The 19805-nt window shown below is 38.1% G+C and carries 11 protein-coding genes and 1 pseudogene; 10 read left to right on the top strand and 2 right to left on the bottom strand.

Features of this window, described 5'->3' with window-relative positions:
* Positions 1 to 2 precede the first annotated feature (2 nt).
* Positions 3 to 3329, bottom strand: coding sequence for a TonB-dependent receptor (locus Bovatus_RS02815; RefSeq protein WP_055167753.1), 3327 nt, complete (start codon positions 3327 to 3329; stop codon positions 3 to 5).
* Between the two features lie 377 nt (positions 3330 to 3706).
* Here Bovatus_RS02815 and Bovatus_RS02810 point away from each other — a divergent pair, with 377 nt between their 5' ends.
* From Bovatus_RS02810 to Bovatus_RS02780, 6 genes and pseudogenes are all read left to right on the top strand, one after another.
* Complete coding sequence (locus Bovatus_RS02810) at positions 3707 to 4942, top strand: site-specific integrase (RefSeq protein WP_004297598.1); 1236 nt, start codon at positions 3707 to 3709, stop codon at positions 4940 to 4942.
* Between the two features lie 626 nt (positions 4943 to 5568).
* The gene (locus Bovatus_RS02800) at positions 5569 to 8373 is read left to right on the top strand and encodes a SusC/RagA family TonB-linked outer membrane protein (protein ID WP_059365491.1); all 2805 of its coding nucleotides are present in this window, start codon (positions 5569 to 5571) and stop codon (positions 8371 to 8373) included.
* Positions 8374 to 8390: 17 nt separating this feature from the next.
* Complete coding sequence (locus Bovatus_RS02795; RefSeq protein ID WP_004300463.1) at positions 8391 to 9941, top strand: SusD/RagB family nutrient-binding outer membrane lipoprotein; 1551 nt, start codon at positions 8391 to 8393, stop codon at positions 9939 to 9941.
* 27 nt (positions 9942 to 9968) lie between these two features.
* Entirely contained in the window at positions 9969 to 11108 is a 1140-nt protein-coding gene (locus Bovatus_RS02790; protein WP_004300462.1) for a glycoside hydrolase family 18, read from the top strand.
* Between the two features lie 8 nt (positions 11109 to 11116).
* Positions 11117 to 12316: a DUF1735 and LamG domain-containing protein gene (locus Bovatus_RS02785; RefSeq protein ID WP_004300461.1), complete on the top strand. Its 1200-nt coding sequence runs from the start codon at positions 11117 to 11119 to the stop codon at positions 12314 to 12316.
* Positions 12317 to 12339: 23 nt separating this feature from the next.
* A pseudogene (locus Bovatus_RS02780) lies at positions 12340 to 13289 on the top strand (DUF4999 domain-containing protein).
* Between the two features lie 333 nt (positions 13290 to 13622).
* Here Bovatus_RS02780 and Bovatus_RS02775 read toward each other — a convergent pair.
* Complete coding sequence (locus tag Bovatus_RS02775; protein WP_004300458.1) at positions 13623 to 14615, bottom strand: FecR family protein; 993 nt, start codon at positions 14613 to 14615, stop codon at positions 13623 to 13625.
* A gap of 161 nt (positions 14616 to 14776) precedes the next feature.
* Here Bovatus_RS02775 and Bovatus_RS02770 point away from each other — a divergent pair, with 161 nt between their 5' ends.
* From Bovatus_RS02770 to Bovatus_RS02755, 4 genes are read left to right on the top strand one after another with little or no spacing between them, the layout of a single operon-like run.
* On the top strand, positions 14777 to 15385 hold the full coding sequence (locus tag Bovatus_RS02770) for an RNA polymerase sigma-70 factor (RefSeq protein ID WP_004300457.1): 609 nt from the start codon (positions 14777 to 14779) through the stop codon (positions 15383 to 15385).
* On the top strand, positions 15382 to 16008 hold the full coding sequence (locus Bovatus_RS02765) for a YhcH/YjgK/YiaL family protein (protein ID WP_004300456.1): 627 nt from the start codon (positions 15382 to 15384) through the stop codon (positions 16006 to 16008). Before Bovatus_RS02770 ends, Bovatus_RS02765 begins: the two co-directional genes overlap by 4 nt.
* An 8-nt stretch (positions 16009 to 16016) precedes the next feature.
* Positions 16017 to 19187, top strand: coding sequence for a UvrD-helicase domain-containing protein (locus Bovatus_RS02760; protein WP_004300455.1), 3171 nt, complete (start codon positions 16017 to 16019; stop codon positions 19185 to 19187).
* Complete coding sequence (locus tag Bovatus_RS02755) at positions 19184 to 19801, top strand: radical SAM protein (RefSeq protein WP_004300454.1); 618 nt, start codon at positions 19184 to 19186, stop codon at positions 19799 to 19801. The genes Bovatus_RS02760 and Bovatus_RS02755 overlap by 4 nt, the downstream gene beginning before the upstream one ends.
* Positions 19802 to 19805: the final 4 nt, after the last annotated feature.

Below are 19805 nucleotides of genomic sequence, written 5' to 3'. Positions count from 1 at the left end.
CGTTAAAACTGTATTTTTACATTAAATCCCCAACTTCTCAAACTTGGTTGCATAAAGTAATCAACACCTTGATAATAAGTACCAGTAGAAGCGGTAGCTTCCGGATCAAATGGTGCTTTATTATAAATCATCCACAAGTTGTGACCTGTTATTGACAAACTAAGATTACATTTGTTATTAAACCATTTGGCTGGAAGTGAGTAGCCCACCGATAACTCTTGTAAACGAACATTAGTAGCACTATATACATAGTTAGACATCAATCCACTTATTCCACCCACTTCTGTATAATAAGTCTGGGGATCCACTTTTCCATTATTTACAGGAACACCTTCATTATCACGTGCTAAAGCTGTGACCTTAGATACTCCGAACTGATCCATTACAGCTTGTGTTGGTGAGATAACAATACCTCCAAAGCGGGCAGCAAGCATGAATCCCAAGCTAATGCCTTTATAAGAGAAATCATTTCTAAAGCCTAAATTGCTCTTAGGCAATACAGAGCCAATATGAATAAATTCATCCGAATTCTTTATATCCTCTTTCTTCACATTCTGGCTCGCTTTATCAATATATACATTTCCTTCATTATCACGTTTCAAACGATTAGTGACATACATGTCTCCCATGCTTCCTCCTTTACGAAGAATAACTTTAGCCGATCCAATGCCACCTTTATCTATCTCACTCAAACTATAGTGATTACCTTCATCATCCACTGCATCATCCAAGAGTTCTACAATCTTATTTTTATTAAAACTAAAAGTCAAATTTGAATTCCACGAGAAATCTCCCCATGATTTATTGTACCCTAAAGAAAATTCCATACCTTTATTCTCAATATTACCAGACTGCGCATACATAGTCGCATATACAGCGGTTCCTGATAAAGGAACTTGGAATGTTTGTTTGCGAGTATTAGCCTTATACCAGGTAACTTCCAAACTTAAACTATTATTAAAGAATTTGGCATTCAAACCAGCTTCCCAAGAATTAGTACGTTCAGGATAAAGTTTAGGCAAAGGACGATAAGTTTGTAATTTCCATTGACTAGTCGCAGGGTCCCACTCATACGTTTTGTTGGAAGAAAGATTCTTAGGAATAGGAGCACCTACTGAAGCAAATGAGCCGCGTACTTTCAAATAAGTAATAGCTTTGGGTAATTTTACCATTTCGGAAATAACTCCTGAAAGCCCTATTGATGGATAAAAGAAAGATGATTGTTCTGTATTAATCAATGCTGAATCCCAATCATTACGTCCGGTTAAAGTCATATACAACATACTCTTCCAACCAATTTCCGCACTAGCAAAAATAGAGTTGGTGCGTTGTTTGTATCCACTTTCTATAGGATAAGTATCTTTATCCAAAGTTGTAGTCATATTATATAGACTAAAAACATTAGACATATCTTTCAAACCACCTTGGAATCCTCTTTCGTCATAATAAGTTTGAGTAAAACTACCGCCAATATTAGCACTTAAACTTAAGTCACCAAAGCGTTTATTAATATTAGCCATCACATCTGCATAAGCCTGTCTATCGTCAGCTTTATAGTACTTATAGAATCCATAAATAGAACTATTAGTAAAGTAAAGATCAGTAGAAGCATTTCTTTTATCTGAATAATCATTGGTTGCATTATCAATGCGAACGCGCCCTGTCACATCAAGCCAATCCAAAATTTCATATTTTAAACTAGCATTAGCCATGTAACGTTGTTTTTTCATGCCATGGTTCATCTCATTAGCCACCCAATATGGATTATTTTTCATACTGTATCCAGGGTCCCCCCATCCCCAGTTCTGTACATCTATCTTACGAGTTGTGTCATACGTTTTATACATCCTCACAGCTTCAAAGTTTTCGCCACGCGGGAACAGATATACAGCTGGTAGTGGATTGAAATATTCACCTTGTGCCATTAGATTAAGATCTTCTTGAATAATATAGCTAAAACCCACATCTAATGTCATTTTATCCTTCAGGAATTTTGTTGTATTTCTGAAGGTAAAATTGTAACGGTCATATTTGCTATTTTGAATGATACCAGTTGCATTAGTAGTACCTACAGACAGATAAGTTTGATTCTTTTCATTACCAACAGATAAAGAAACGTTATTCTGAATATTAGTACCTGTATTGAAAAAATCTTTTGGCTCATAAGTTCCGAAAAGGGAAGACGCTTTATCTCCCCATGAAGCAAAGGAACCTGCGCGGTTTATATAAGAATTTTGGAATTCAGGCATTATAAAAGGATTGGAAAAAGTAGAATTATTAGAAATAATAATTCGTGCCTTACCTTCTTTTCCCTTCTTTGTAGTAATTAAAATTACACCAGACGCTGCATTAGAGCCATACAAGGCCGCAGCAGCAGGTCCACTTAATACAGACATGCTTTCAATATCTTCCGGATTGATATCAGATATACCCTCTCCTCTCGGTTGGGCTGAATATTGTCCGTTAGTGTCACCTTTATTTGTATTAAAAATAGGAACACCATCAATTACATATAAAGCATTATTGTCTGAAGATATAGATTTGGTACCACGCATAACTACACGCGTAGCCCCTCCAACACCGGATGAAGATGCATTGATATTAACACCAGCCACCTTTCCAGCCAGTGAGTTCATAAAATTGGCACTTTTTACAGTTGTCAATTCATCACCTTTTACTTCTTGCACATTATAGCTTAATGCTTTAGTTGCGCGCTTGATACCTAATGCAGTAACGACTACTTCGTCCAACACCTGCGTATCTTCTCCTAAAGTAACCTTCAAGGGTTGTGCACTAGTAAGCGTGATTGCTTGGGAGGCATAACCGATATAGGATACTTCAAGTACATCACCTTTAGCTGCTTGTATTTTGAAATTTCCATCCATATCAGTGATAGTACCATTTGAAGTTCCTTTTACCAAAATACTAACTCCAATCAATGGTTCTCCTTTTGAATCAGTAACAGTACCACTTGCAGTAATTGGTGTTTTTTTCTGCTGCTCTTCTTTATTACTCTTCGCAGAAAGTACAATATGATTATCTACTATTGAAAAACTGACATTTACTCCTCTGAATAACTGATTCATTACATTATTCAAAGATTCTTTTGTTACCTTGATAGATATGACACGATTTATATCGACATCATTTGTGTTATAGACTACTGACATTGAAGTTTGTTTCTCAATTTCTTTCAAAGCAGTGTTCAAGGGTACTTTCGATAGATTAAGAGTGATCGTTCGTTCTTGCCCATAAGCTGAAGCAAAACACGAAACCAACAAAAGGAAGAATAACAAGTATGAAAACTTGTGTTTTATAATTTCTTTCATCTTATTCTTTTTAATTAGAAATAGTTTTTAGAGAATTTGTAATTAGAGGCGGTAAATGAGATTACCGTTTTCACACAAAGGTTTCATGTATCTCTGTTTCTCATAATTAATAAATTTAAAGGTTATACTTAAAATAAATTCCATAAGCGCTTATTCAATAGTAATACATTTTATGTTGTAACCTTACTAAACGAAGATAAGATTTTTTTCGAAAAAAATAGAATAGAAAGATTCCTAATTGAAAAATAAATACTCAAATATTTGATAAATAGAATCTTATGTACTTATTAAAATCAGGCTGATTTATTACATTTGCATACATTTTGCATACAATATATGTATGCTTTACCTATTGTATAGATATAAATATTCATTTTATGTTCAAATATTCAAAAGATGGAATTTCGGTTTTAACCATATTAGATACCAGAAGAGCAAAAAAGAGTGGACAGTTTCCTGTTAAAGTTCAAGTGGTATATAGAAGAAAGCAAAAATATTACTCAACTGGGAAGGAAGTGTCAAAAGAAGATTGGGCAAGGTTATTAAAGGTAAAAAGCCGGTTATTGGCAGAAATTCGATCAGATATAGAGAGTAGTTTTTCAACTATTAAGCAACAAGTTAATGAACTGATAACAAAAGGAGAATTTAGTATTGAAACATTAAGCGTCAGGTTAGGAAGGCAGATGAATGATATGACTTTGCGCAGTGCTTTTCGCTTAAAAATGAAAGAACTGGAAGCCTATGAACAAGCAAACACTTACCTAAATTATCAAAGTGCTTTAAAAAGTTTAGAAGATTTCGGAGGTTCCACTATACCTTTGGAAAACATTACAATTGATTGGCTTAAACGTTGTGAAAAATTTTGGATGTCAGAAGGTAAAAGCTATTCAAGCATAAGTATTTATTTCCGAGCTTTAAAGTGTGTCTTAAATCGTGCTGTACATGATGGTATTATAAAAGAATCATCTTTTCCTTTTGGAAAGAATAAATATGAAATTCCTGAAGGGTGTGGACGTAAATTAGCACTTACTCTTTCTGAAATAAAAAAAGTAATGTCCTATCAATGTGAAACAAAAGATATAGAAGAATTTAGAGATCTCTGGGTGTTTTCTTATTTATGTAATGGCATTAATTTTATGGATTTATTATTTCTTCAGTATTCAAATATTATGGATGGAGAAATATGCTTTGTACGCTCTAAGACATCTCGAACTACCAAACATAACAAAGAGATACATGCAATCATTACTCCTGAAATGTGGAATATTATTCAAAAATGGGGTAATCCAAGATTAAGCCCGCAAACGTATATTTTTAAATATGCTAGAGGAACTGAAGATGCCTTTGAAAAGATTAGATTGGTACGGCGTATTATAACCAAATGTAACAGAAGACTTAAAAAAATAGCCCAAGACATTGGAATTTTTCAGTTGACGACTTACACGGCAAGGCATTCTTTTGCTACAGTATTAAAACGTGGAGGTGCGAAAACCTCATATATTTCTGAAAGCTTGGGACACTCTAACTTATCTGTAACCGAGCACTATTTAGCATACTTTGAAAAAGAGGAAAGAATAAGGAATGCTCAATTATTGACTAACTTTAATCTCTAGATTAATACATTTGCATGCAAATTGTATGTACAATGAAAAATGGACCAATAATTGATATAGGATAAAAGTGAGTATAATATTAAAAAACGCATATTCAGATTATCTATAATTTAGAATATGCATCTTGTTATCAGGAGTGTTTCGAAAACCGCAGGGATTTCCACTTTAGCCAAACGTAATTCAAATAAAAAAAAGGATGATATTATTGCAATTTATTCTTTTTATCGCCCGCGTAGTGATAGAATAATATCTAATATTGATAATATTAATCAAATGAAAAGATTCCGTTCTTTGTATTATCGGCACTAACTAGAAGAAAACAACTACTATAAAGCAAGTTATTATTATTCTTTAAATGATTTGTTAGGTTCCATTTAAAGAATCAAAATGTTCCACACCGAGAAACGAAGTGATTCTCGGTGTGGAACATTCCTGAAAAAACGTCTTTTATCGAATATTCATACCGCATATATGAATAAAAACAAGTTGATTACTGCATATTCATGCGCAATCTTACTAACTTTTTCTCTCATTCATTGAATTTACTTAATTGTATTTAGTCTGACATCTTAAAAATAGAACATCTAATCTATTTATCAAACAAGAATAGAATTTAGGGAAAGTATATGAAACTGATTTTCTCCCAAACAATCACGCTTGCCAACGCACAACCTATAAAAGTAACCTTAGGAGAAGATACGCAAGTATTGGACGAAGTAGTTGTTACTGCATTGGGTATCAAGCGTGCAACTAAGGCGTTAAGTTATAATGTACAAGAGGTAAAAGGTGACGAATTGACAGCTGTAAAAGATGCCAATTTTATGAATTCACTATCAGGAAAGGTTGCCGGTGTTCAGATTAATAGTGGTGCAACCGGTGCTGGTGGTGCCACACGTGTTGTTATGCGTGGTATGAAATCTCTGACTAAAGATAACAATGCATTGTATGTAATTGACGGTGTACCTATTTTTAATACAGGAAAAAGCGGTGGCGAAGGATTATTTGGAGAGATGGGAGGATCAGATGCTGTTGCTGACTTAAATCCGGACGATATTGCTAGTATTAGTATGATGACCGGTCCTTCTGCGGCAGCATTATATGGTTCTGCTGCGGCAAACGGTGTTGTTTTAATTACTACTAAAAAAGGCCAAACAGAGAAAACTACCATAACAGTATCCAACAGTACTACTTTCTCTAAAGCATATATTATGCCGGATATGCAGAACCGTTATGGTACAAGTTCCGGATTATTCAGCTGGGGAGAATTGACAAACCGTCGATATAACCCATCTGACTTCTTTGAAACAGGCTCCAATGTTATCAATTCGGTAGCATTATCTACAGGAAATACCAAAAACCAGACCTATCTTTCTGCTTCTACAACTAACTCCGGTGGAATTCTTCCGAATAACTCCTATAACCGTTATAATTTTACGGCACGTAATACCACCCATTTCCTGAATGATAAACTTACTCTGGATATCGGTGCACAATATATCGTTCAGAACAACAAAAACATGGTTTCTCAAGGACAGTATTATAATCCTCTCCCATCACTGTATCTATTCCCTCGTGGAGACAACTTTGACGAAATTCGTCTGTATGAGCGTTATAATACTAACTACGGCTATATGGAACAATATTGGCCTTATGGTGATGCAAGTTTGTCATTACAAAATCCATATTGGATACAAAATCGCATCAACCGTACTTCCAACAAGAAACGTTATATGATGAACGCTTCTTTGAAATGGCAGGCTGCAGATTGGCTCAATGTTGTCGGTCGTGTCAATCTGGACAACTCCGACTACCGGAATAAAAACGAAAAATCTGCTTCTACATTAACAACATTCTGTGGTGTAAGCGGTGGTTTTGAAGATGCCATGCGTCAGGAACGTTCTTTATATGCCGATTTCCTGGCTAATATAGATAAAACATTTGGTGATTTTCATTTAACAGCCAATGTTGGTGCTTCCATATATCATACTTCAATGGATCAGTTATATATTGCAGGTGACCTGGTTATTCCTAACTTCTTCCAGATCAACAATATTAATTTCTCCGCCAACTATAAACCGGACCCTACCGGATATGAAGATGAAATTCAAAGTATTTTTGCCAGTGCTGAATTAAGTTGGAAAAATCAACTGTATCTAACCGTAACCGGACGTAATGACTGGGATTCAAAACTTGCATTCTCCAAACAGAAATCTTTCTTTTATCCGTCAGTCGGTTTATCGGCTTTATTATCAGAAATGGTTAAACTGCCCGAGGTGATCTCTTATGCTAAAATACGCGGTTCATATACAGTGGTAGCCTCTTCTTTCGATCGTTTCCTTACTAATCCGGGTTACGAATACAACAGCCAGACACATAACTGGGCGAATCCGACCGTTTACCCGATGGACAACATGAAACCTGAAAAGACTAAGTCCTGGGAAATCGGTTTGAACTTGAAATTCTGGGGAAACCGTTTCAATTTAGACGCAACTTACTATCGTTCTAACACACTGAACCAAACATTTAAGGTAGATATTCCCTCTTCTTCCGGATATAAACAAGCGATTGTACAAGCTGGTAACGTGCAAAACCAAGGTCTTGAATTGGCTTTAGGGTTCAACGATAAATGGGCAGGATTCGGATGGTCTTCTAATGCAACCTTCACTCTAAACCGTAACAAGGTGAAACGACTGGCAAGCGGCAGCGTGAATCCCGTGACAGGAGAAGCTATCCAAATGGATGAAATGAATGTGGGTTGGTTAGGTAAAGAGAATGTAGCTCCTCGCGTCATCCTGACAGAAGGAGGCTCCATGACTGATATCTATGTATACAACCAACTGACAAAAGACAATAACGGTAATATAAAAGTCGATCAGAATGGTAATCTGGGTATCACTTCATCAAACACTCCGGTAAAAGTAGGTAATCTGGATGCTGATTTCAACCTCGGATGGACCAATCATTTCACTTATAAAGGAATTGATTTAGGAGTTGTATTATCAGCCCGCGTAGGCGGATTAGCTTATTCGGCTACTCAAGGTATCTTAGATTATTATGGAGTATCCGGAACATCTGCAACAGCTCGTGATAATGGTGGTATACCTATTAATAACGGTAAAGTTAACGCCCAAAAGTATTACCAGACTATTGGTACGGGTGAAGGTGGCTACGGTCGTTATTATCTATATAGTGCAACCAATGTACGTTTGCAGGAATTGAGTCTAAACTATACACTTCCTAAAAGATGGTTTAAAAATGTGGCGAATGTTACTTTGGGTATTGTAGGACGTAATTTATGGATGATTTATTGTAAAGCCCCATTTGACCCGGAATTGTCTGCCTCTACCTCCAGTAACTATTATATGAATGTAGACTACTTTATGCAACCTAGCTTGCGTAACTTCGGTTTTAATGTGAAAGTTCAATTCTAAAAGAAAAAGCTAATGTTATGAGAAAATATTTAAGAAATATCACAGTCGGTGCCGCTCTGTTGTTACTGGCAGGAAGTTGTACCGATAAATTTGAGGAGTATAATACGAATCAATATCAAATTCATGATGCAGACCCTGCGACTTTGATGAAGTCTATGATTGAAACAATTGTGAATATTCAGCAGAATGACTCTCAAATGCAAGATCAGATGGTGGGACAGTTAGGTGGCTATCTATGCTGTTCTAACACATGGAGTGGTACAAACTTCAGCACATTCAATCAGAGTGATGCCTGGAATGCTACCCCCTGGAACACTCCGTTTGAAAAAATATATGGAAACTTTTTCCAAATACAGGAAGCAACTAATTCTACGGGACATTATTATGCTTTTGCGTGTATGATACGTGCAATAACGATGCTTCGCGTTGCGGATTGTTATGGACCGATGCCTTACAGCCAAGTAAAGAAGGGTAATTTCTATGTATCTTATGATACCCAGGAACAGGTCTATACCAGTATATTAAGTGATTTAGCCAATGCAGCTGATGTTTTGTACAACTATTATGTAGAAACAAATGGCAATGCCCCATTGGGGGCCAATGATCCGGTTTTTGATGGAAATTATTCAGGTTGGGCTAAGCTAGCCAATTCAATGCGCTTACGTGTTGCAATGCGAATCAGCGGAACATGGCCTGGCATTGCTCAAGAGGCAGCTGAAGCAGCAGTAACACATAAAGCAGGATTGATTGAAAGTAATTCGGATAATGCTATGCTTTCTTGTGGCACACAGAGTAATCCATATCAACTGGCAGCTGTAAGTTGGGGTGATCTGCGTGTGAATGCAAATATTGTAGATTATATGAATGCATATGGCGATCCACGTATGCCGAAGTTCTTTAATAAGTCTACCCTTGCCGGGAAAACAGATAAATATGTAGGTATGCGTACAGGAGATGCTGATTTTAAAAAGGCAGACGCTGCAGGATTTTCTATTCCCGCATATACGGCAACCTCTAAATTAATGGTTTTCTGCGCTGCAGAAACGGCTTTTTTACGTGCAGAAGGAAAATTGCGTGGTTGGAATGTCGGTTCTAAAACAGCAAAAGCCTATTACGAAGATGGTATTAATTTGTCAATGGAACAATATCAGGTTTCAGCCACTGAATACTTGAAGATTGACGAAGCTCCTGTCGTATCACATGAAAGTGATGCTGTGCAAAATGCTACTGCTACAATTACCAATACAGTGAGTGTGATGTGGGATGACAGTGAGGCTGATAACGTAAATGGAAAAAATTTCCAACGTGTCATTACTCAAAAATGGATCGCCAATTATCCATTAGGATTGGAAGCATGGGCTGAATATCGCCGTACAGGTTATCCGGAACTTTATCCTTGTATCGACAATCTATCAGATTGTGGAGTGAGTAGCCAACGCGGTATGCGTCGTCTAAGCTTCCCTTATACAGAGGCACAAAACAATAAAGCCAATTATGATCTGGGAGTAGCAGAACTAGGCGGTGCTGATAACGAAGCTACTGACTTAAAGTGGGCTAAAAAGAACTAATTTATATAATGCATAAAAAGGACTTTTATGAAGAAAATTTATTTATTATACATTGTACTCATATCACTGGCAACGACCTCATTGATCGGTTGCAGTGACTGGACGGAGTCGGAAGCAAAAACTTTTCCCGAATCGATCGTATCGGATGAATATTATGCGGCCTTGCGTGCCTATAAGCAGACAGATCACCAAGTTGCCTTTGGCTGGTTTGGTGGCTGGAGTGGTGAAGGTGCCTATATGAAAAGCTCTTTAGCCGGTATTCCTGATAGTGTAGATATTGTTTCTATTTGGGGAAATTGGTCGAACATTACAGAAGCTCAAAAAAAAGATCTGCAATTTTGCCAACAAGTTAAAGGAACTCGTTTTACCATGTGTTTTATTATCAGAAGTGTAGGCGATCAAATTACTCCGCAGAATATTCGTGAAAATTGGGAAAATATGGGATTTTCATCCGAAAAAGAAGCTGTGAATGATTTTTGGGAATGGCCTTCCGATGAATCAAATAAGGAAGCAATAGAAGCATCCATTCGCAAATATGCAAGCGCCATTGCCGATACAGTAAACAAATATGGTTACGACGGCTTTGATATCGATTATGAACCTAATTTCGGCAACCCCGGTAATATCGTAGACGAAGACGATAGAATGTTTGCATTTGTTGATGAACTAGGCAAATATTTCGGTCCGAAATCAGGAACAGGTAAATTATTAGTTATCGATGGCGAACCACAGAGCATAACAGGTAGACCTGAAGTCGGGTTATATTTTGACTATTTTATCATTCAGGCTTACAATAATAGTAGTCCTGGCAGTGATTCTAAACTCGATAAACGTCTTATCACAGGCGGCGTAGCAGGTGCAGGACTTGTTCAGACGTATAGCAGTGTCATGTCTGAAGAACAAATCACGAAGATGACCATCATGACCGAGAATTTCGAGGCTACTGATGCTGCTATGGACGGTGGATATGATTACACTGATCGTTATGGTAACAAAATGAAATCTCTCGAAGGAATGGCACGCTGGCAACCAAGTAACGGATTCCGTAAAGGTGGTGCAGGAACCTATCATATGGAAGCAGAGTATGGAACTTCACCAGAATATAAAAATATACGCCGTGCTATTCAAATTATGAACCCGTCATCACATTCATTACTTAAAAATTAATGTAAACTATGAAACGTATGAATTATATAAAAATTTTATGCTTCTCCGCAGTCATAACAGGCTTAGGAAGTATAGTAAGTTGTGGAGATGCAAAATACGATACTTTAGATACACATGCTTATATTGAAGAAGCTCTTTCCAGTACAAGTCAAAAAGTGACCGTACAGGCTACTGGAGAAAGTTTTACTACCCTAAATGTGCATCTTAGTAATCTTTCTTCTACAGACAATCATTATAAATTGGTTACAGATCAATCAGTACTGGACACTTATAACCATATTAATGGAACCGGATATATAATGTTGCCCAAAGATTATTATACGTTGCCGGAAACGATTACTGTAAAAGCAGGACAATATGCAGCCGATGCCCTCTCCATCGCTTTGAAAGCTTTCAGTCAGGAAATGATGAAATCGGGAGAATCATATGCACTGCCTGTAAAACTAGTATTGCAAGATGGAAGTATTTCACCGATGGAAAATACCGGAACCTTTGTTATTTTGGCAGAAAGTATTATCGAATTTTCAGCTCCAATGTTTGTTGGCGCTCCTAGTTTAAAAGCTAATAAATTCACAGAATCTCCCGAAACGTATTCACAATATACGATAGAGGTTCGTTTTCAGGTAGCCAACACAGCTGACCGTGACCGTGCAGTATTTAAGAACGGAGGAGATGATGCAAACTTCATCCTTTTACGTTTTGAGGATCCTCAAAGTGACAATGAAAATTATAAGGCACATTCATTAGTACAGATTGTAGGACGTAACCGGCTTTATTTGAATCCAAGTAATTCTTTCAAGCCAAACGAATGGCAACATTTAGCATTGGTCTGTGATGGTTCCAACTATCGACTTTACATAAACGGAGTTGATTCGGGTGTGTTGAGTATACCAACAGGAGCAACAACTTTCTCTGATGTAAATTGGTTCTGCTTAGGTGATGATTCTTATAGTAGATGGGGAAACTGTAAAATTTTGATGAGTGAAGCACGTATCTGGTCTGTAGTTCGTTCCGCTTCTCAAATTCAAAATAACATGACTCAAGTTAGCCCAAAATCTGTAGGTTTGGAAGCTTATTGGCGATTCAATGAAGGACAAGGCAATGTATTCGAAGATGCAACCGGCAAAGGTCATACATTGACTACTTCTGCTACTCCTACCTGGATTGACGGTATTTTATCTACAGATAAATCTACCGAATGGAAATAGTAATAATTTAATCGTATGTACATATGAAAAATATATTTCAATCACTATCAATAGCAACTCTACTCGGCTTGTTTGTCCCGTTCATTTCGTCCTGTAGCGATGATGAAGAAGTTTTTAACGAATGGAATGCTACGTATGTGTCTCTACAGAGAAATGACTATTTATCGGGGAATGTAAAAAAGTTCAATCTGACTCATGATGCGAATGGAATCGGAGGAGATGAAATTAAGATGGCTTTTACTGTAAAAACACAGAAAGCAGTCTCTACAGATATGGTTATCGTATTAAGTGCAAAAAGTGAAACAGAAGGGCTTGATGCAAGCCAGATCGTTTTAAGTTCCTCACAGGTTACTCTCAAAGAAGGACAGATGACTTCTGAAGAAATCACTGCGACGGTTGATCCGACGATATTTGCCAGTATCATGGAAAAAACAAGTTTCTCTTTCAGTGTCTCAATCAGTAATGTAACTACCAATGATAAGAACACTGTTATTAGCAGTAGTTTAAGTACATTGCCTGTCATTATTAATAAAGCTGCCTATTGTAATCTAAAAAGCGGTATTCCTAGTAATAGCCAACTTATCAGTAATCGCGCCGGCTGGATTATTAATGTAGAAGAAGGAGTAGAAGGCGCACCCAATAATTTAATCGATGGCAAGACTGGAACTGACGTTGCTCTAAATAATAAAGGATTCTGGTTTACTGTTGATTTAGGAGAAGCTAAGGTTTTAACAGGTATCAAAACGAATCATTGGGCCAATGCATATGCTCCTAGAGAAGTGGAAATATTACAATCTGAAAATGGTACGACATGGAAATCTTGAGTTCATTAGCAATCTCCGGTGGTACACAGAATATTACGTTCATTTCTCCTATTACTACGCGATATCTGAAATATCAGATTATTACTATCTCTACAAACGGTCGTACGGATGTTACAGAATTTAATGTTTACGAACCCAAAAGTGAGTAAGTATTTATGAATAGATAACTATAAAAATATAGAATAGAGGCTATCAAACAGGCCTTAAGTTCATAAAATCACCCTCATTACAATGAACTGCACCCCAAAAGTTGAACACAAAACTTAAGGAGTGCAGTTCAGTCATGTAGTGAGGGTGATTTCTCGTTTTAAAGACTATCTAATCAAATCCCATTCCAATCAGTTTGCCACTACATATATGTGAAATGCCCCCAGAAAGTTATGTATCTAACTTTTGGGAGCACTTCACATCTTTATATAACGAACAAACCTTAATCTGTCAAGATCTAATTAGACAGCCTTTTAGAAACACTAACCTATCTTTTATTTCTTCATCACTCGGACAATCCGTCCGTCTTTCTTGTAAGAGAAATGATTAGTATGCATTAAAACATTCAGTATTTCATCAGCAGTGCTATCAGTAGAGAATTCACCGGTAAACCGTTCTGATTTCAATGTTTCATCCTTATAGATAAATTTGATGTCGTACAACTTCTCCATAATATTGGTTATTTCCAATAAAGATTGTTGCTTAAATTCCAACTTGCCATTAATCCAGAGAAGCACATCTGTAGGCTGGTTATATTCAATTAACTCTGCTTGATAAGTATCCGTATTCACATTCAATGTCTGTCCCGGTTTCAACAAATAGCCATTCTCTTCCGTTCGCGGAGAATCTACCCGTACCAGTCCTTGAAGCAAGGTAGTCACTACCCTATTCTCATCTTGGCGTGCACGCACATTAAATTTCGTACCAAGCACACAAGTCTTGATTTGCTTACTATTTACTATAAATGGAGCATGTTTATCATGAGACACTTCAAAATAGGCTTCGCCCGACAAATCGATTTGACGATCCGAACTCCAGAAAGAATTATGATAAACGATTTTTGAAGATGCATTCAGCCATACCTTACTACCATCCGGCAACACAGTCTGCGCTCTCTGTCCGGCAGCAGTTATCACCTCATAATCCGAAAGCTTATTAGAAAGTAATCCCCAGGCAATTCCACCGGCAAAAACGAGTCCGGTAAGAAAAGCAGCCGCCACAGTTGCATAACGTCCCCAACGGATCGATATACTTTTCCGCTTAGCTTTTTTCTCCTTTTCTCTGATAGCTGATTTAAATTGATCCAATGACGCCTCTGTATCTACAGTATTCATTACCGCTATACGCTCACCTACAAAAAGAGTGTAATAAAGTTGCTCCAAAGCTTTCCGGTTTTCCGGTCCTTCCTCGCACCAAGCTTCCACCCGGGCAGCTTCTTCATCATTACATTCGCCTTGCAGGTAATTCACCAAGATAGTTTCATCCATGCTCTTTTATCTTTTTACAAAAAAAACTATAATACCTTTGTAGTAATACAGTTGTGAGTACAAATATACTAAAGAGAAAAAGAAAAAAATATTTTTTCTCGCATTTTTATTTCATTTATCTACTTCTTTCATTATTTTTGTCTTACATAAATTAAAAGAGAATGTCACAATCTCCGATATATTTGGATATTAATAATAATAAGTCCGTTATCACTGCCCTAAAAGCAGGAGAAGAAAAAGTTTTTGACGTCGTCTACAGACATTATTTCCGTAGGCTATGTGCTTTTTGTTCCCAGTATGTAGGTGAGCAGGAAGAAATAGAGGAGATTGTACAAGAAACGATGATGTGGCTGTGGGAAAATCGTTGCACTCTTATGGAAGAGCTGACACTCAAAACACTTCTTTTTACGATTGTCAAGAACAAAGCTCTCAACCGTCTTTCCCATTTTGAGATCAAACGAAAAGTTCATCAGGAAATCGTTGATAAATATGATAGTGAGTTCAATAACCCGGACTTCTATTTGAGTGATGAGCTTTTCCGTTTATATGAAGAAGCACTAAAAAAACTTCCGAAAGAATATCTCGAAGCTTACGAGATGAACCGCAATCAACATCTGACGCATAAAGAAATTGCCGAGAAGCTGAATGTATCTCCACAAACGATTAATTACAGGATTGGACAAGCCTTAAAGTTATTGCGAGTAGCTTTAAAAGACTATCTACCCTTATTCATACTTATTTTCGGACCTAATTTTTTCGAACAATCATGAAATCAAAATTCGTATTTAGTAGTTCAAGCCTGTTTATCGGACTTCTTCTTTTCTTCTTCACTGAAAACGTGTGTTCACAAGAATCCGCTGATAACTGGACTCTTAAACAAGCCCGTCAATGGACACAAAAACAAGAATGGGCGAACGGATTGAAGGCAATGCCTCATAAAACGACCGATTATCAGGAATTTGCGTCACAATATCATAAGAACAAGAAAGTATGGGACAAGACTTTCCAATGGCTAGCTACCCACGACCTTGTGAATATGCCTGCCGGACGATACGAAGTGGATGGCGAACATTGTTACATCAATGTACAGGATGCAACAACGCAAGATGTCAGTAAACGTAAAATCGAAGCACACCGCCACGGCATTGATCTGCAATATGTAGTAAAAGGCACCGAACGTTTCGGAATTACTTCAGCAGAATATGCAGAGCCTATCACCGAATACAAACCGGATGTTACTTTCTACAAAGCCAAGAAAATAAAATATGTAGATTCCACTCCGGATACATTCTTCATGTTCTTCCCCAAAAACTTTCATCAGGCATTGGTAAAGGCAGGGAAAGAACCGGAGGACATACGGGTCATTGTTGCTAAAATCGAATATATCCCATAAACAGAAACATGAGTGAACTTTTAGTCTATAAAGCCTCCGCAGGTTCGGGTAAGACATTTACCTTAGCAGTGGAATATATCAAACTGTTAATTCTCAATCCCCGCGCCTACCGGCAAATTCTCGCTGTCACCTTTACCAATAAAGCAACAGCAGAAATGAAAGAACGTATTCTTAGTCAGCTTTACGGCATACAGATAGGCGATAAAGATTCCGAAGCCTATCTCAACCGAATTAAAGAAGAGACAGGAAAAACCGAACAGGAGATACGGGAAGCGGCAGGCGTCGCCCTTAGCTATATGCTGCATGATTACAGCCGGTTCAGGGTAGAGACTATCGACTCATTTTTTCAATCTGTCATGCGCAATCTCGCACGGGAACTGGAACTTAGCCCGAATCTGAATATCGAGTTAAATAACACCGAAGTTCTTAGCGACGCTGTAGATAGCATGATTGAGAAACTAGGACCCACTTCTCCCGTCCTCGCATGGTTGCTCGATTATATCAACGAGCGGATTGCCGACGATAAACGTTGGAACGTATCGGACGAAGTAAAAAGTTTCGGACGCAATATTTTCGATGAAGGTTATATTGAAAAGGGAGAAGGACTCCGGCAACGGTTACGAAACCCTGATACCATCAAAGAGTATCGCAAGCAACTGAAAGCGCTGGAAACGGAAATTCTGGAGCAAATGAAAGGATTCTACGACCAATTCGAAGGAGAACTGGATGGACACGCACTGACTGCTGATGATCTGAAAAACGGTTCACGCGGAATCGGAAGTTATTTTCGTAAACTTAATAATGGTATTTTAGGCAATGATATCCGTAATGCTACAGTAGAAAAATGTCTGGAAGACGCAAAGAACTGGGCAACCAAGACTTCTCCCCGCTACGCGGACATCATTAATTTAGCCAACTCTAGTCTCATGCAAATTCTGGAAGATGCTGAAAAGTTACGTTCCAAGAATAATTTGTTACTGAATAGTTGCCGATTATCCCTGCAACATCTCAACAAAGTGCAACTCCTCGCCAATATCGATGAAGAAGTACGTCAGTTGAATCACGACAACAATCGTTTTCTATTATCAGATACGAATGCCCTGCTCCATCAACTGGTGAAAGACGGTGACTCCTCTTTTGTATTCGAAAAGATAGGAACGAATATCCATAACGTCATGATAGATGAGTTTCAGGATACCAGCCGGATGCAATGGGGAAATTTCAAATTGCTCTTACTGGAAGGATTGTCTCAAGGAGCAGACAGTTTGATTGTAGGAGACGTTAAACAATCCATTTATCGTTGGCGAAATGGCGATTGGGGAATTCTCAACAGCCTGAATAATCACATCGAACATTTCCCGATCCGCGTCAAGACATTAGCTACCAACCGGAGAAGTGAAACCAATGTTATCCGGTTTAATAACCAAATCTTCACAGCTGCCGCCAACTATCTGAACGGAGTATATAAGCAACAGTTAGGCAAGGATTGTGAGGATCTGCAGAAAGCCTATGCCGACGTTTTGCAGGAATCTCCCCGAAGTACAGAAAAAGGATATGTAAAAGTCTCTTTTCTCGAACCCGACGAAGAACATGGTTATACCGAACAGACATTAATCAGTCTGGGAGAAGAAGTGCAACATCTCCTCACCTCCGGAGTACGACTGAATGATATAGCCATCCTGGTACGAAAAAATAAAAGTATTCCCCGAATCGCCGACTACTTCGATAAGGAGCTACACTATAAAGTGGTATCAGACGAAGCCTTCCGCCTTGACGCCTCTCTTGCCATTTGTATGATGCTGGATGCACTGCGATTCCTTTCCGATGAAAATAATAAAATAGCACGTGCCCAACTGGCCGTAGCCTATCAAAACGAGGTTTTACAGAAAGGACTGGATTGGAATACTCTCCTACTCCTCCCTGCCGAGAATTATCTTCCCGCCGCTTTTCTTGAAAAGACAAAGGAACTAAGGCTAATGCCTCTTTATGAGCTTTTAGAAGAACTTTTCAGCATATTCGAGATGAATCTTATCAAAGATCAGGATGCTTATTTATTCGCTTTCTTTGATGCGGTGACCGATTATCTGCAAAGCAACTCTTCCGAGCTAGACGGATTCATCCGGTATTGGGACGAAACATTATGCAGTAAAACAATTCCGAGTGGAGAAGTAGAAGGTATCCGGATTTTCTCCATACACAAATCCAAAGGATTGGAATTCCATACCGTACTCCTTCCTTTCTGCGACTGGAAACTGGAGAATGAAACCAATAATCAGCTAGTATGGTGTGCCCCGCAAACAGCACCATTCAATACATTGGATATTCTTCCTATTAACTATTCCACCCAAATGGCTGAATCGATTTATGGTAACGACTACCTGCAAGAACGTCTTCAACTTTGGGTAGATAATCTCAATCTACTATACGTTGCTTTTACCCGCGCTGGAAAAAATCTCATTATCTGGAGTAGAAAAAGTCAAAAAGGTACCATGTCCGAACTATTGGCAAACACCCTACCGATAGTAGCCCAAGAAGAAGGGATTGACTGGGAAGAAGACTGTTACGAGCAAGGACAACTATGCTCTTCCGAAAAAGAAAGAATCAAGACATCCACAAACAAGCTAACCCAGAAACCAGAGAAACTCCCTATTCGGATGGAATCCATGCGGCATGATATTGAATTTCGTCAGTCCAACCGCTCTGCTGACTTCATTCAGGGCATTGAAGAAGAAGATTCGGACGACCGCTTTATCAACCGCGGACGTATGTTACATACTTTATTTTCTGTCATCGAAACTGCAGAAGATATCGATCCAGCCATTGAACGGCTTATTTTTGAAGGAGTTATCAGAAATGATGAGAAAGAAAAAGTGGCTCGTGAAGTTGCAAAGAAAGCTTTTTCTTCTCCTGAAATTCAAGATTGGTATTCCGGAAAATGGACACTCTTTAATGAATGTGCTATTATCTATAAAGAAAAAGGAGTTCTGCAAACCCGTCGTCCGGATCGTGTAATGATGAAGGACGATCAGGTTGTTGTAGTCGATTTCAAGTTTGGTAAGGAAAATCCTAAATATAACAAACAAGTGAAAGGATATATGCAACTTCTTACCAAGATGGGATATAAAAATATCACCGGCTACTTGTGGTATGTGGATGAAGAAAAAATAGAAAAAGTATGAAAGCTGTTCCTCTCATCGGCATTGCCCGCCATCGACTAACGATTGACGGTGAAGGAGTTACAACATTAGTTGCTTTCCATGGCTGTCCGTTGCGTTGCAAATATTGTCTCAATCCGACATCTTTGCAGCCCGATGGTGTTTGGGAGAGCTATGATTGTAACCAGCTCTACGAGGAAGTACGCAAAGATGAACTTTATTTCCTGGCGAGTTGCGGAGGAGTCACATTTGGCGGTGGAGAACCTTTGTTACAAAGCGAATTTATCAGGCAATTCCGCCAACTCTGTGGCCCAGAATGGAGAATCACTGTCGAAACCTCTCTCAATGTTCCGCAACAGAATGTAGAAGAACTGATTTCTATTATAGACAATTACATAGTCGACATCAAAGATATGAATAATAACATCTATCAGCGATATACCGGAAAGAATAATGAAAACGTCTTAAGTAATTTGCGATATTTAATCGGGAAAGACAAAGCCAAGCAAATCGTTATCCGGACACCACTCATCCCTTCCTATAATACGGAGAAGGATATTGACCAAAGCATAGAACTTTTGAAAGAAATGGGAATCACCCAATTCGACCGATTCACCTATAAAACCCCTAATGATTAATGCC

It is taken from the genome of Bacteroides ovatus (genome assembly GCF_001314995.1).
Lineage (GTDB): Bacteria > Bacteroidota > Bacteroidia > Bacteroidales > Bacteroidaceae > Bacteroides > Bacteroides ovatus.
The sequence above is the reverse complement of the archived record's forward strand: the minus strand, read 5'-3'. Positions and strand labels throughout refer to the sequence as shown.

What these genes read in the sequence shown, in the direction of transcription:
- Bovatus_RS02815 (WP_055167753.1), bottom strand. Translation starts at nt 3,329, where the DNA reads ATGAAAGAAATTATAAAACACAAGTTTTCATACTTGTTATTCTTCCTT.
- Bovatus_RS02810 (WP_004297598.1), top strand. Translation starts at nt 3,707, where the DNA reads ATGTTCAAATATTCAAAAGATGGAATTTCGGTTTTAACCATATTAGAT.
- Bovatus_RS02800 (WP_059365491.1), top strand. Translation starts at nt 5,569, where the DNA reads ATGAAACTGATTTTCTCCCAAACAATCACGCTTGCCAACGCACAACCT.
- Bovatus_RS02795 (WP_004300463.1), top strand. Translation starts at nt 8,391, where the DNA reads ATGAGAAAATATTTAAGAAATATCACAGTCGGTGCCGCTCTGTTGTTA.
- Bovatus_RS02790 (WP_004300462.1), top strand. Translation starts at nt 9,969, where the DNA reads ATGAAGAAAATTTATTTATTATACATTGTACTCATATCACTGGCAACG.
- Bovatus_RS02785 (WP_004300461.1), top strand. Translation starts at nt 11,117, where the DNA reads ATGAAACGTATGAATTATATAAAAATTTTATGCTTCTCCGCAGTCATA.
- Bovatus_RS02775 (WP_004300458.1), bottom strand. Translation starts at nt 14,615, where the DNA reads ATGGATGAAACTATCTTGGTGAATTACCTGCAAGGCGAATGTAATGAT.
- Bovatus_RS02770 (WP_004300457.1), top strand. Translation starts at nt 14,777, where the DNA reads ATGTCACAATCTCCGATATATTTGGATATTAATAATAATAAGTCCGTT.
- Bovatus_RS02765 (WP_004300456.1), top strand. Translation starts at nt 15,382, where the DNA reads ATGAAATCAAAATTCGTATTTAGTAGTTCAAGCCTGTTTATCGGACTT.
- Bovatus_RS02760 (WP_004300455.1), top strand. Translation starts at nt 16,017, where the DNA reads ATGAGTGAACTTTTAGTCTATAAAGCCTCCGCAGGTTCGGGTAAGACA.
- Bovatus_RS02755 (WP_004300454.1), top strand. Translation starts at nt 19,184, where the DNA reads ATGAAAGCTGTTCCTCTCATCGGCATTGCCCGCCATCGACTAACGATT.